Source organism: Novosphingobium sp. ERW19, assembly GCF_012641315.1.
In the GTDB taxonomy this organism is placed as follows: Bacteria; Pseudomonadota; Alphaproteobacteria; order Sphingomonadales; family Sphingomonadaceae; genus Novosphingobium.
In genome coordinates, this window is the sequence record NZ_JABAIC010000001.1 from 536,006 (window position 1) to 550,253 (window position 14,248).

Consider the following 14,248-nt stretch of genomic DNA (forward strand, 5'->3'; position numbering starts at 1 on the left):
CATTAGAATGGCAAGGCTGACAGGGCGGGCAATCGCAAGGCGGCGCGATGGGCTCCAATCAGTGAGCGCACCTCATTGCAAAAGTTTTCTGTCTCAACTCCAATCGCTGAGATGCGCTTGGTCGCCAGTGCCAAGGCGGAATCGGGCGATGCAAATCCGTTTGCTACGCGTGCCAACATCTCGTTGGCATCGTCGTGGAAGCCAGCCAAACCTGCAGCAACAGCGGCATGATAGGCCCCCCATCCACTATCGGAACCTTCGCGAACTTTGCTTAGAAGAAGCCTTGCTGTTTCAGGCAGAGAAACGAACATTTGAGCCAGCCGGAGCGATTCATTTGCAGCGCGCTCGGCCAAGGCAGCGACGGCTACTGAAAACTGTGCATCTGACCCGTATTCCACATACCCATCAATTCGGCCCCCAAAGTCAAAGCTCAGATGCTCTTGATCTGACCATAGCCAATGTGCTGCCACATTGAGGTAACTTCCTTTGCTCCATGAACTTGGCTGAAATTCGACCACAGAGGCCCACCAACTATGGTCTGCTATCCATGTCCGAGATCGCCCTTTGCGAACGAAGCCGAGCGGACCCAGCGACGACTTCGCGGCGCTAGCGACGATTTTGTTATGGGTCTCTGCCATCTACCAATTTTGGCAACAATTCAGCACCGGCGCAATGTCCGCTCACCACCCCAAAGCAGCCATCCAAGTCGCAGTGCTGCAATCCCATAACCCGTCGTCCCGGACTTGATCCGGGACCCCGCTTCTCTACTTCAGCGCTGGGCCAAGAGAAAAGCGGGATCCCGGGTCGAGCCCGGGATGACGATAATGGGGTGGCGGGTGATGGGGTTAATCCCCCACGCTCACGCCGCGCGCAGCAGCTTCGGCAGGTCTCCGCTCATCCCGCGCGCTTCGTCCATGAACCAGCGTTTCAATGGCGCGGCGCGCTGCACGCCGGCCATGCCGAGACGCCGCACCGCCGAGGGAAGCTTGCCGGGGATGCCGAACAGGCGGGTTAGCACGTCGGTTGCCGTCGCGACCATGAAGGTGTCGGCGGCGCGCCAGCGTTCGTAGCGGGCGAGGAGTTGCGCATCGCCCACGTCGAGGCCAAGGCGCACGCCGTCGGACAGCACCTCGACCAGCGCTGCGACATCGCGCAGGCCGACATTGAGGCCCTGCCCGGCAATGGGGTGCATGCCGTGCGCGGCATCGCCGACCAGCGCCAGCCGGTCCTCGACGATGCGCGCGGTGTGGTGGAAGTTGAGCGGATAGGACGAGCGCGGGCTGGCAAGTTCGATCTGGCCGAAGATGCCGTGCATGCGGCTGGCGACTTCGTTCAGGAACATCGCCTCGGGCATGGCCAGCACGGCGGCGGCGTCCTTCTCGGCAACGGTCCAGACCAGCGCGGAGCGGTGCTTGCCATGTTCATCAAGCAGCGGCAGCAGCGCGAAGGGGCCTGCCGGATAGAACACTTCCCATGCAACGTTGCCGTGCGGCTTTTCATGCGTGAGGCCGGCAATGATCGCGCGGTGGCCGTAGTCCCACTTCGCGGGCGTGAACCCGGCCTCGTCGCGCGTCGGGCTCTTGCGCCCTTCGGCGGCGACCATGAGCCGCCCCTTCAGGATACGCCCATCCTTAAGCGTGACCGAAACGCCGTGTTCGCCGCGTTCGCGGGCGACGACGTGGCTGTTGGGGTGGAAGGTGATCGCCTCTTCCCGCGCCGCCACGCCATACATGGCAATGCGCAGATCGCGGTTGGCGTACATGCGGCCCAATGAGCCGTCACCCTCGCCCGGCTTGAAGTCGATCCGGCCCGGCTTCATCCCGTCGGTCACCGCGATGGATTCGATCGGGCAGCCCTTCGGCGCCAGCTCCTCGGCCATGCCAAGGTTGGTGTAGAGGTTCCAGCTGGCGGTCGAGATCGCCGAGGCGCGGCCATCGAACCCCTCGGCGGTCTGCGCCGCAGGGTCCGAATTGTCGACCACGTGGCTGGTGATCCCCGCCTTGGCGAGGCCGATGGCCAGCGTCATCCCGACGAGGCCACCACCCAGAATAACGACGTCAGCCTGCGACTCGTTCACTTCGATGCTCCACACGTGTTTGCCGCGCCACCATCGAGATCGAGGCAGCGTCCGTCAAATGCCCCTTGGGGGGTCTTGAGGCCGATCAGTGCGGCAAGGCTGGGGGCGATGTCCACCGTCTCGACAGGGCTGGGCTGTTCGAAGCCGGTCATCCCCTTGCGCCAGAACAGGATCGGCACGCGGCGGTCATAGTCCCACGGGCTGCCGTGGGTGGCGACATAACCCTTGCGCGCCTGCGGAATGGCGACCACGCCGCGCTTGAGCATGACCACGAAGTCACCAGAATGCAGCGGGTTGTACGAAGCGCGGGCGCGTTCGGCCAGGGTCCAGGTTTCGGGCGAGCCGTGCGGCATCGGGGTTGCGGCGATTTCGGCGGCGGAGAGGACCTTCTCCACGAACGGGCTGGTCATCAGGATCGCGCTGGCATCGTCGATGATCTTGCCCTTGAGGCCGACGTCGAGGTCCTTGCGCAGCCAGTAATCGCCGGCCGGCCCGTCCGACAGGATCAGGCCCTTTGGATCGAGCCCGTAGCGCTTGCCGAGCGTGGCCGACAGGGCCTCTGCCGAAACTTCAGGGCCGACGCGCGAGGTCTTTTCAAGGCCCTGTTCGTGCAGGCGTTCGGGAATGTCGAAACCGCCGTGGTCGGCGGTGAGCACCACGGCGTAGTCGATCCCGCGCTTGTCGAGGCTGGCGAGGAAATCGCCGAGCGCCAAGTCAAGCTGGGTCAACTGGATGCACATTTCCGCGCCCTCGGTGCCGGTGGCGTGGCCGACATAGTCAGTGGCCGAGAGGCTTACCGACAGGATATCGGGGACCGCGTTCCGGCCCAGCTTCTGTTCGTCCACCAGCTTGACCGCGAGGTCGAGCGTGGCGCGATCGAGGCGGGGAGAGACGCGGAACTGCTCGGCCTCACCGGCCTTCAGCGCGAAGTGGCCATTGCCGACGGAAACGTCGCCTGCCTGCACCGCGCGATCGGCGCGACGGCAATAGGCCGGCAGCGGAAACTCGCCCGCGCCCTTGGCGAGGAGACGGTCGATCTCGGCGTTCTGGGCAATTGCCGTCGGGCCAGGCTCGCGCCCGGCAAGCGTGACGAACTGCTTGCCCTTCCACCAATAGACCTGATCGATATCGTGCCCGCCCATCATCAGCGCGCCGCGATCCTTGCCCGAAACGGCGATGTTGCGCGCGGCCGGATTGGCCTTCTTCATCCACTCGCCCAGCGTCGGCACCAGCAGATGGACGGGCGAGGCGACGTAGTCGCGCGATCCCGCCGTGCGCTTCGCAACGTCCTCGGCGCAGTAGACGACCTTCGGGCCGGTGGTGACGCTCTGGTCGATCCACGAGTTGGCGATGATGCCGGTGTGGGCGGGACGGTTGCCGGTGAGGATCGTCGAATGGCCGGGGCAGGTCTCGGTCGCGGCGTGGCTCTGGTAGCCAGCCGAAAATACCGCGCCTTGCGTCAGCCGCTTGAAACCGCCGGTGAAGTGCTGGCGATACTGCGCGAAGATGTCGGCGGAGAACTGGTCGATGGAGATCGCGACGATCAGCTTCGGCGCGCCGGCCGGGACCTGCTGGCTGACCACGGGCGCGGGCGAGGCCTCCTGCGCCGCGAGGGGAACCATCGGGGCAGTGCAAGCGAGCGCAGCGGCGGCGTAACGGGTAAGGGTCTTCACGCGAAACATACTCCTGTGGGCACGTACACTGGACTCAAGGGAAGGCCAGCCGTAGGACGCCCAAGAGCGCTACGCATGGCCCGCCGGGCGCTCCTGTTCAAGGGGCCAGATGGAACCGGTAACGCCCTGATGCCGATACGCGAACTGGCCGGGATCAAGACCTTGCGCATCATAGCGATGTTTGTGACGGCGCTGTTGCTATGGGCCGTGCCCCATGCGCAAGCCGCGCCCAACCACATGCGCGCAAGCTTGATTGCCGAAGGTCCGGCGCAGCCCGGCGGCACTGTCACCCTTGCCCTGCTGATGCAGCCCGAGGCAGGCTGGCATGGCTACTGGTCCAACCCCGGCGATGCCGGTTACGGGCTGACGCTCGACTGGGCCCTGCCCAACGGCGCCAGCACCGGCGCGATGCAGTTTCCGGTGCCGCAGACGCTGGTCATCCAGGGGCTGATGAACCACGTGTACGAGCACGACTATGCCGTGCTGGTGCCGCTCAAGCTTCCCGCCGATGCCACGCCGGGCACACTTCTGCCGATCAGCGTCAAGGCGCAGTGGCTGGTCTGCACCAACGAGATCTGCGTGCCCGAACGCGCCGAGTTGCAGGGCACGGTTACGGTCGGGAGCGGCGCGGGGGACAAGCGCTTCGAGGGCTGGCGCGCGACGATGCCTGCGCCGCTGGACCGGCCGGGCACTTTCGCGGTGACGGGCCAGACCCTGCGCCTTGCCCTGCCGTTTCCTGCCTCGGCCCCGCTTGATGCTCCGCACCTGTTCCTCAAGACCGAGCGGATTATCGACTACGCCGCCGCCCAGCGCTTTTTCCGCAACGGCGATACGCTGGTGGTGGAAGTGCCGATGGCCAAATCACCCGCCCCGGCTGAAAAGATCGAAGGGGTGCTGGCGATGGGCAAGGATGCCGGCGGCATCGCTTTCGCCTCGGCCCGCGGAGCCGTGCCGGAGGGCGGTGACGAAGTCGGCGGCGAAGGGACGTTCACCGCAGCGACGCTGGCGTTCGCCTTGTTCGGTGCATTCCTGGGCGGGCTGATCCTCAACGTCATGCCCTGCGTGTTCCCGATCCTCAGCCTCAAGGCGCTGGCGCTGGCGCGCGGCAATTCGCACAATGCCCGCAGCGAGGGCCTGGCCTATACGGCAGGTGTCGTGCTGGCCTGCCTGCTGCTCGGCGGGGTGATGCTGGCGCTGCGGGCGGGCGGAGAGCAGGTTGGTTGGGCGTTCCAGCTTCAGGAGCCGGGCGTGGTTGCGGTGCTGCTGCTGCTGGCGGTTGCGATCACGGCCAATTTCGCCGGCCTTTACGAACTCCCCGGCCTTTCGGTCGAGCGTGGTGCAGGCCATTCGGGAGCATTCGGCACCGGCCTGCTTGCGGCTTTCGTCGCCACGCCCTGCACCGGACCATTCATGGCCGCAGCAATGGGCGCGGCGCTGGTCCTGCCGACATGGGCCGCGCTGGGCGTGTTTGCTGCGCTGGGGGTTGGCCTTGCCCTGCCGTTCCTGCTGATTGGTTTCGTTCCTGCCCTGCGGCGCCTGCTGCCCAAGCCGGGCAAGTGGATGGAGCGCTTCCGCCGCATCATGGCCATCCCGATGGCGCTGACCGCAGCCGGGCTGCTCTGGCTCGCCTCACGCCTTGGCGGTGAGGTGTTTGCGGCCGTCTTGCTGGCTCTCGCCATCGTGCTGGTCATCGCCTTGTGGCGCGTGGGCCAGGTGCAGCGCGGCGGGCGGTCGACCCTGCGGTGGATGGCTCCGGCGGCGGCGGTTATGATTGCCCTCGCCGCAATCGGCGCGCCACGCCTTGCCAGCACGGAAGTGGTCCCTGAGGAAGACATGCTCGGCTCGGTGCCGTTTGACGAGAAGGTATTGGCCGATGCCCGGGCCAATTACATGCCGATCTTCCTCTATTTCACCGCCGACTGGTGCCTGTCGTGCAAGGTCAACGAGAAGGCCGCGATCGAGACAAGCACGGTCGACGCTGCCTTCCGCCTCCGTGGCGTGATGGTGATGAAGGGCGACTGGACGCGGCGCGACCCGAAGATCACGCGCTTCCTGGCAAGCCATGGCGCCGCGGGCGTGCCGCTTTACCTGTGGTATCCCAACGGCGGGGGCGAGCCGCGCCAGTTGCCGCAGGTGCTGACCAAGGACATGCTGGTCGAACTCGTCGGGGAATAAGCCCTTATAACAAGCTGCACAGCTTGGTATTACAGGCTCTGCCCGTCATCCACCGAGATGAAGGTGCCGGTCACCTGTCGTGATGCGTCCGAGGCGAAGAACAGCATCATGTCGTCCAGCGCGGTGATGTCGGTCAGGCGCTTGCGCGGCCATGAGGCGATCTGGGCCTTGCCACCTTCGCCATCGAACCATTCGCCGTCGATCTCGGTACGGATGTAGCCGGGCTGGATCACGTTGACGTTGATCCCGAGGCGTGCCCATTCGCGGGCGAATTGGCGGCCGAGGTGCTGCACGGCGAGCTTCGTGGCCGCATATGCGGCATCGCCGGTGGCGGTCATCTGCGCGGTGATCGATCCGGTAAGGATGATCCGGCCCTTCTCGCTCTGTTTCGATCCCGCCGCGATCATCCGCCGCGCTCCTTCGCGCGCTGTCAGGTAGACACCGTTGAAGTTTGTATCGACCACCCGGCGCATCGCTTCGGCCGGCAGATCGATCGAGCGGCCCGCTTCGACGATGCCGGCGTTGGCGACGACGACATCGGGCACGCCGACACCGGCTTCGGCCGCATCGAAGGCCGCGACGATCGAAGCTTCGTCGGTCACGTCGAGAGCAACGGCGAGTGCCTTGCCGCCTTGACCGTTGATCTCGTCGGCAAGGGCGGCCACGCGCTCAACCCTGCGCGCGCCGATGACCACCGATGCGCCGGCGGTTGCGTAGAGGCGGGCAAAGTGTGCACCGAGGCCCGATGACGCCCCGGTGATCAGCGCAACGCGGCCTGCGAGCGAATAACGTGGGGCTTCCATGGTTCTCTCCCGATATGGCGCGAACCATTTAAGCGCATGGTTAAATCTGGCAACCCGCTTTTCGCCGGGGCAATCACTTCCCTGTGCTTTCCACCAGTCCGCCACCCAACGCGCGGTAGAGTTCGACCATGTTCGCCGCTTTGATCAGCCGCGCCGAGATCAGCGACTGCCGCGCATTGTAGAGTGTGCGCTGCGCATCGAGCGGTTCGAGGTAATTGGCGACGCCCGCGTCATAGCGCGACTGGCTGATGCGATAGGCGGTGGCCGCATTGGCCTCAAGCGAGGACTGGGCACGGATGCTTTCGTCAATCGTCCCGCGCCGCGCCAGTGCATCGGCCACTTCGCGAAACGCAGTCTGGATTGTGCGTTCGTAGGAGGCCAGCGCTGCATCGCGCGACGCCTTGGCTGCGGCGAGGTTGCTGGCCGTGGCGCCACCATCGAAGATGCGCTGCCGCAGTGAGCCGTTCACCGTTTTCTGGAATTCGCCACTGTTGAAGATGTTGGTGAGCCCGGCACTGGCAAAGCCGAACAGGCCGGTGAGCGAAAGGGTCGGGAAAAAGGCAGCGCGGGCCACGCCGATGTCGGCATAGGTGGCTTTCAGGTCGTGCTCGGCCGCAAGCACGTCGGGGCGACGCAACAGGACTTCGGACGAAAGCCCGACCGGCAGGGCATCGCGCAGTTGGTCGCCCGTCCCAAGGGTCGTCGGCAGTAGGTCATCGGCAAGCGGCTTTGCGACGATAAGATCCAGCGCATTGCGCGCCTGGGCAAGGCTGGTGCGAAAGTCCGCAACCGCCGCCTCGGCGCTGTTGAGCGCAGTCGTCGCCGTGGCGACTTCTAGCCTGGTGCCGATGCCATTGGCTTCACGCCGCACGTTCACGTCGAGCGTGCGGCGACGGGAGGCGACGGTGTCCTCGGCAATGCGCAGGGCGTCGGCCGTCGCCGCGTAGGACAGCCATGCGCTCGCCGCCTCGGCGACCAAAGCGATCTGCGTTGCCTTGCGGCCTTCCTCGGTGGCAAGATAGGTCTCGAGCGAGCTGCGGCTCTGATTGCGCAAGCGCCCCCACAAGTCGATCTCGTAGGCGCTCGTCCCGGCCTGGACGAGGAAATTGTCGGTCACCCGGCCCGCGGTTCCCTGCACTGCCGACAGCGTTCCAGAAGCGTTGACGATGGGGAACAGCGCCGCACGATCCACGCGGTAGAGCGCCCGCGCCCGCTCGACATTGGCCAGAGTGGCGCGCAGGTTGCGGTTCTCGGCCAGAGCCGTGGCGATGACCTGCTGCAGGCGTGGATCGACGAAGAAGTCGCGCCAGCCAAGCGCATCGACGGCAGTTTCAGCTCCGGCCAATGCTGGATAGACCCCGCCCTGAGGCAGGGACTGCGGCACTGGCGGCGTGGGCTGCACGTACCTCGGCGCGAAATTGCATGCGCTCAATGCCAGCGCAGGCAGCGCCACCAATGCGACCCGCCGCTTCATGCCGGTTCTCCTGCAGCAAGAGGCCTACGCCGGTTCTTGCGGCCAGCGACCCAGCCCTTAACCACCACGAAGAACACCGGCACAAGGAAGATCGCCAGCACGGTTGCCGAGATCATCCCCCCCATCACGCCGGTGCCGATCGCCTGCCGCCCATTCGCGCCCGCGCCATCGGCGAGTGCCAGAGGAATGACGCCGGCGATGAAGGCCACGCTGGTCATGATGATCGGCCGCAGGCGCAGACGCGCCCCTTCCAGCGCAGCGTCGATGGCGCTGGCGCCTCGGGCCATGGCGAACTCGGCAAACTCCACGATGAGGATCGCGTTCTTGGCGGACAAGCCGATCGTCGTCAGCAGGGCCACCTGGAAATAGATGTCGTTGTCGAAGCCGCGCAGCGTAACCGCCAGCACCGCGCCGACAATTCCCAGCGGGATGACAAGCAGCACTGCCACCGGCACCGACCAGCTTTCGTAAAGCGCGGCGAGGCACAGGAAGATAAAGAAGATCGAAGCCGCATAGAGCAGCACCGACTGGCTTGATGCCGCGCGCTCCTGATAGGACAGGCCGCTCCACGCCGGGGTGAAGTTGCCGTCGAGCTTGCCGACGTTTTCCTCCATGATCTTCATCGCATCGCCCGAACTAACCCCCGGCGCGCCGCTGCCCTGAAGCTGCTGGGCAGCAATGCCGTTGAAGCGGTCAAGCCGCACCGGCCCTTGTGTCCAGCGGGTTGAAGCGAAGGCCGAGAACGGCGCCATCTCGCCGTTGTTGCTGCGCACGAACCATTGGCCAAGGTCTGCCGGCTTGGCGCGATAGGGCGCATCGCCCTGCACGTAGACACGCTTGACCCTGCCGCGATCGACAAAGTCGTTCACGTAGAGCCCGCCCCAGGCGATCGACAGCGTCGAGTTGGCGCTGGCTGGCGCAATCTGGAAAGCGGTCAGCGCATCGTCATCGATGTCCACTTTCAATTGCGGCGTGTCCTCAAGGCCGCTGAACCGGACTTGCGCCATGCGCGAATCTTCGCCTGCCAGCTTGGTCAGCTGGCGGCGCGCTGCGGTAAGCGCCTCGCGGCCTGCGCCGGCCGCATCCTGCAACCACATTTCGAAGCCCGATGAGCTGCCAAGGCCCCGGATCGGCGGCGGATTGAGGATGAAGATCTGCGCATCACGGGATTTGCGGAAGTAGGCGTTGAGCCGTTCGGCGATGGCCGAGGCGGACCTCTCGGCACCCTTTCGCTCGGACCAGTCCTTCAGCAGGATAAAGCCTTGCCCGGCATTCTGCGCCGATCCGGACTGTCCGCGGCCCATGACCACGAAAACCGCCTTTATGTTGTCGGCCTCGGCCTTGCGGATGTAATCCGAAATGCCCATCGCCACGGCACGGGTCTGCTCCGAGGTCGAGCCCACCGGCAACTGGTAGCTGATCGAGATGTTGCCCTGATCTTCATCGGGCAGGAAGCTGGTCGGCAGCTGCACATAGAGCACCACCATCGCGATGGTGATGCCGATGAAGGCAATCATCCAGGCGCGAGGACGCGCGACGACCCGGGCCAGCCGCTTGCGATAGCGCCCTTCAAGACCGGAATAGCCCGAATTGAACGCGCTGAAGAAGCGCCCCTTGGGCCTTTCGTGATCTGCCACGGGCTTCAGCAGCGTGGCGCACAAGGCTGGCGTGAACACCAGCGCCACCAGCACCGAAAGCGTCATGGCCGAGACGATAGTGACCGAGAACTGGCGGTAGATCGCGCCGGTCGATCCGCCGAAGAACGCCATGGGCACGAACACGGCGGTCAGCACCAGCGTGATGCCGATCAGCGCCGAGGTGATCTCCTCCATCGACTTGACCGTCGCCTCGAGCGGACCGAGCTTTTTCTCGTGCATCACGCGCTCGACATTCTCGACGACGACGATGGCGTCGTCCACCAGCAGGCCGATGGCCAGAACCACGCCGAACATCGTCAAGGTGTTGATCGTGTAACCGAACAGGAAGAGCACGCCAAAAGTGCCGAGCAGGACGACCGGAACGGCAATTGCCGGGATCAGGGTGGCGCGCCAGTTCTGCAGGAACACGAACATCACCACCACGACCAGCGCGATTGCTTCGAAGAGCGACCAGACGACTTCCTCGATCGAAAGCTTGACGAAGATCGAGCTGTCGCGCGGATAGGCAACGGCATAGCCTTCGGGCAGGTCGGCCGAGAGTTCCTCCACTCTGGCCTTGACCAGATCGGCGGTGCGGGTGGCATTGGCGCCTGAGGCGAGGCTGATCGAAAGGCCGGTGGCGGGCATGCCGTTGAACCGGCTGAGCGCGCCGTAGCTTTCCTCACCCAGTTCGACCCGGGCGACGTCCTTGAGCTTTACCACTGAGCCGTCGACATTGGTCTTCACGACCACATTCGCAAACTGCTCCGGCGTTTCAAGGCGCGAGCGCGCGGTGACCGTGGCATTGAGCCGCTGCCCTTCCGGCGCAGGATTGGCGCCAATTTCGCCTGCGGCAACTTGCGTGTTCTGCGCCTGAAGCGCCGCTGTCACGTCGGACGGCATCAACTGCACCGCCGCCAGCCGCAAGGGATCGAGCCAGACCCGCATGGCGAAGGAGCCGCCGAAGACGTTCGTGCTGCCGACGCCTTCCACGCGCGAGATTGGGTCCTGGAAGTGCGTGGTAAGGTAATCGGAGATGTCGGAATTGGTCGCGCGGCCCGTCTTGTCGTAGATCGAGACGACCATCAGCTGATCGGACTGCGCCTTGTTGACGTTGACGCCTTGCTGCTGGACCACCGCTGGCAGTCGGCTCACGGCGCGCGAGATCGCGTTCTGGACCTGGACTTGCGCGGTATCGGGATCGGTACCCTTGTCGAAGGTGACGGTGATGTTTGCCGAACCGTTCGACGAGGTCGAACTGAAGTACAGCATCCCGTCGAGGCCCTTGAGCTGCTGCTCGAGGACCTGGGTGACCGAATTCTCGACCGTCGAGGCGTCGGCGCCGCCGTATGTCGCGTTGATCGAAACCGTTGGCGGCGCGATATCGGGATATTGCTCCACGCCCATGGTGCGCAGTGCCAGCAAGCCGGCGGCCATGATGACGATGGCCAGAACCCACGCGAAGATCGGGCGATAGGCGAAGAACCGGGAAATCATCCGCGATCAGTTCCCGCCGCTCTTTTCGGATGCCGCTGGCCCTTGGGCTTCAGGCTTCGAACCAGCCGGCACCACCTTGACCTTCTGCCCTTCGCGGGCACTGATCAGACCTTCGACCACCACCCGGTCGCCCGGCTTCAATCCTGATGTGACCAGCCAGTTCTGCCCCACCGGATTGTCGGCAACGACATCGCGCTTCTCAAGCTCGTCCTTGGCATTGGCGACAAGGACGCTGGCCCGGCCACGCGGATCGCGGCTGACGGCGGCCTGAGGCACGAGTATGCCGTTGGGCACCGTGCCCTGCCCCACCCGGGCACGCACGAACAGGCCCGGCAAGAGGTCGCCCTTGGGATTGGGCACGACGGCGCGCACGGTGATCGTCCCGGTTTCAGGATCGACGTCGATGTCAGCCGGATTGAGCTTGCCTGCCACCGGATAGGTGCTGCCATCGGGCAGAATCACGGTTACCGGTGCCGCTCCGGCAACGAGCTTGCCGCTTTCGATCGCGCGACGCAGCGCAATGAAGTCAGCCCCCGACTGCTTGATGTTGACGTACATCGGATCGAGCCGCTGCACTTTGGCCATGGGTGTGGCCTGGGCGTTCGTCACCAAAGCGCCCTTCGTGACCATCGAGATGCCGATGCGTCCGCTGATCGGCGAGGTGACGCGGGTGAAGCCGAGGTTGACCTGAGCCGATGAAAGTGCGGCCCGCGCCTGTCCCACTGCCGCGCGTGACTGGTTGTAGGCCGCGCGGGCATCTGCCGCTTCCTGCCGGCTTACCCCGCCCTGCTCCGCCAGAAGGGCAAAGCGTTCGGCCTTGAGACGGTTGGCCTCCACCGTCGCCTGCGCGGCGGCCAATGACGCCGAGGCCTGCGCCTGGCTGGCGGCATAGAGCCGGGAATCGATCTGGTAGAGGGGCTGCCCGGCCCGCACGAACGAGCCTTCCTGGAACAGCCGCGCAGTGACAAGGCCTGCCACCTGCGGGCGCACTTCGGCGATCTCGGACGCTTCCGTGCGACCGGATAGTTCGGTCGTCAGTTCAACCGGCTCGGTTCTTGCCACCATGACACCGACGACCGGCGTCGGCTTTTCCTTCTGCGCGTCGGCAGAACCGCAGGCCGAGAGCGCCAGCGCCGAGGCAACAACGATAGGCAGGGCAAATACAAAGCGGTTGGTCGACGACAAGGACAGTCTCTCTCGAAATCTCGATCGTTCCATCGCACCGGCCATAGCAAAATCGCGAATCACGCCCTGCGCGGCGCCATCCGTGCTGCAAGTGCGAGATGCGTTTCCGGCCCGTGTCTAGCAGATTGCCGCCTTGGCGCACGCCCCTTGATGGGCAAGTGCAAAAGCTGCGACACAAAGTTACAACTGGCCTTGAAGTTCCTCGAAATCTCCGATTCGTCGCAGTGCAAGTCCAAAATCGCCGCAAAATCACTGGTAGCGCGCGAAATTCGGTGGAAAGACGGCTGCAGGCCATGGCTTTCGCGGTTCTGCTTGCGTTAGCCGTGCCGTCCCTTTCCAGCAGAGGACATCAGGACAATGAACAACAGCGACCTCGCAGATACCATCGCAGCAAGCCACGGCCTTTCGAAGGCAGACGCCCGCAAGGTCGTCGATGGCGTGTTTGCCGCGATCGCCGACGCAGCCGCGAAGGGCGAGGAAGTCTCGCTGAACGGCTTCGGCAAGTTCAAGGTCAAGAACACCCCGGCCCGTGAAGGCCGTAACCCCTCGACCGGCGCCACCATCCAGATCGCAGCTTCGAACAAGCTGACCTTCTCGGCTGCCAAGGCGGTCAAGGACAAGCTGAACGGCTGATCCGTTCCGGACCGGCGCCTGCCCCTGCGGGCGCCGGGTCCACATCCTGCTGGGCACAAGGCCCGCAAGCATTACGCCGGTAATCCGGCGATGAAGCCGTGATCCCGTTCAGACGGTCGAACCGGCATCCGCTTCCAGAACCCCATCCGATCCTGCCGGCACGCCGCACCGTCCCGTCACGTCCTCATCAGGGCCAAGGAGCCCTGCCGTAGATTATCCAGCAACCTTGGCGGACGGGATGAGCCATTAATCACTTTAGTTAACGACCATCTGGGCAAAGCCCCCAAGTCACAACATTAAATCCTGTTAAACTTGCCCTTGCATCGCGCTAAAATCCCGCAGATGCCGCTGAATATAAACGAATTTCCATTTTTATGTTGGTAAACGACCGCCAACTCAGGCCCCGCCTGAGGCCGGTCAGAATTAACCATTGCTTAGGGCGCTCTACCTAGGAAATCCCCTTGTCCGGCCAGTTCGCCGGCAAAGGTTTGTGCAACATCCGGCACGATCCTTCTCGGGACAACTCCGGTAGCTCCGGAGTGTTGGATAGGGGAATTGAGATGAAGAAGTTGCTTGCCAGCGCGGCAATCGCCGCCGGGCTTCTGGCCGGAGGTTCTGCCTTCGCCCAGAGCGCCGCAAATACCAGCAGTGCCACTGCAACGGGGTCGGTCACCATCGTCCGTCCGCTGACGATCACCAAGAACAGCGACCTTGCCTTCGGTCGCATCGTGCGCCCCCGCACGGGCGGCACCGGTACGGTCACGCTCGCCAACACCGGCAACTCGGTTGTTGCCGCCAGCGGCGCCGTGGCGCTCGCCAGCACGACCAGCCGCGCCCAGTTCACTGTCGATGGCGAAGGTGGCCAATCCGTCACCACCTCGATCCCGGCAACGGTGAACCTGACCAGCGGCACCAACACCATTCCGGTGACGCTGCTGCCCGACTTCGGCAACACCGTGACGCTTTCGGGCGCACTGGCCGCCGCTGGATCGGCCACGCTCAACGTCGGCGGCCAGTTCAGCCTGCCCGATACCCAGGCTTCGGGTGCCTACACCGGCAACTTCACGGTAACTGTCACCTATCAGTGATGGAGC

10 protein-coding genes are annotated in these 14,248 nt (G+C 64.6%); 3 read left to right on the top strand and 7 right to left on the bottom strand.

Annotation, left to right across the window (positions count from 1 at the left end; genetic code table 11):
• Positions 1-2: 2 nt before the first annotated feature.
• The 3 genes from HGI46_RS02760 to HGI46_RS02770 all read right to left on the bottom strand — a co-directional run bounded on the left by HGI46_RS02760 (position 3) and on the right by HGI46_RS02770 (position 3,759).
• Positions 3-638, bottom strand: coding sequence for a hypothetical protein (locus tag HGI46_RS02760; RefSeq protein ID WP_168902982.1), 636 nt, complete (start codon positions 636-638; stop codon positions 3-5).
• Between the two features lie 221 nt (positions 639-859).
• The gene (locus tag HGI46_RS02765; protein ID WP_168902983.1) at positions 860-2,077 is read right to left on the bottom strand and encodes a UbiH/UbiF/VisC/COQ6 family ubiquinone biosynthesis hydroxylase; all 1,218 of its coding nucleotides are present in this window, start codon (positions 2,075-2,077) and stop codon (positions 860-862) included.
• Positions 2,074-3,759, bottom strand: coding sequence for an alkaline phosphatase family protein (locus tag HGI46_RS02770; protein WP_206065483.1), 1,686 nt, complete (start codon positions 3,757-3,759; stop codon positions 2,074-2,076). The genes HGI46_RS02765 and HGI46_RS02770 overlap by 4 nt, the downstream gene beginning before the upstream one ends.
• A 66-nt stretch (positions 3,760-3,825) precedes the next feature.
• Between HGI46_RS02770 and HGI46_RS02775 the strand changes: the two genes are divergently transcribed.
• The gene (locus tag HGI46_RS02775) at positions 3,826-5,925 is read left to right on the top strand and encodes a protein-disulfide reductase DsbD domain-containing protein (RefSeq protein ID WP_240946531.1); all 2,100 of its coding nucleotides are present in this window, start codon (positions 3,826-3,828) and stop codon (positions 5,923-5,925) included.
• A 29-nt stretch (positions 5,926-5,954) separates the two neighbouring features.
• On the opposite strand, the gene HGI46_RS02780 is transcribed toward HGI46_RS02775, so the two are convergent.
• From HGI46_RS02780 to HGI46_RS02795, 4 genes are all read right to left on the bottom strand, one after another.
• Entirely contained in the window at positions 5,955-6,728 is a 774-nt protein-coding gene (locus HGI46_RS02780; protein ID WP_168902984.1) for an SDR family NAD(P)-dependent oxidoreductase, read from the bottom strand.
• A gap of 73 nt (positions 6,729-6,801) precedes the next feature.
• Positions 6,802-8,202, bottom strand: coding sequence for an efflux transporter outer membrane subunit (locus HGI46_RS02785; protein WP_168902985.1), 1,401 nt, complete (start codon positions 8,200-8,202; stop codon positions 6,802-6,804).
• Positions 8,199-11,336 carry an efflux RND transporter permease subunit gene (locus HGI46_RS02790; RefSeq protein WP_168902986.1) on the bottom strand — a complete coding sequence of 1,046 codons (3,138 nt, stop codon included), beginning with the start codon at positions 11,334-11,336 and terminating at the stop codon, positions 8,199-8,201. Before HGI46_RS02790 ends, HGI46_RS02785 begins: the two co-directional genes overlap by 4 nt.
• 6 nt (positions 11,337-11,342) lie before the next feature.
• Complete coding sequence (locus HGI46_RS02795) at positions 11,343-12,521, bottom strand: efflux RND transporter periplasmic adaptor subunit (RefSeq protein ID WP_240946532.1); 1,179 nt, start codon at positions 12,519-12,521, stop codon at positions 11,343-11,345.
• Positions 12,522-12,878: 357 nt separating this feature from the next.
• On the opposite strand from HGI46_RS02795, the gene HGI46_RS02800 reads away from it, so the two are divergent.
• Positions 12,879-13,154 (top strand): HU family DNA-binding protein, encoded by a 276-nt coding sequence (locus HGI46_RS02800; protein WP_039336287.1) that lies wholly within the window; start codon positions 12,879-12,881, stop codon positions 13,152-13,154.
• A 560-nt stretch (positions 13,155-13,714) separates the two neighbouring features.
• The gene (locus HGI46_RS02805; RefSeq protein ID WP_168902988.1) at positions 13,715-14,242 is read left to right on the top strand and encodes a DUF4402 domain-containing protein; all 528 of its coding nucleotides are present in this window, start codon (positions 13,715-13,717) and stop codon (positions 14,240-14,242) included.
• Positions 14,243-14,248: the final 6 nt, after the last annotated feature.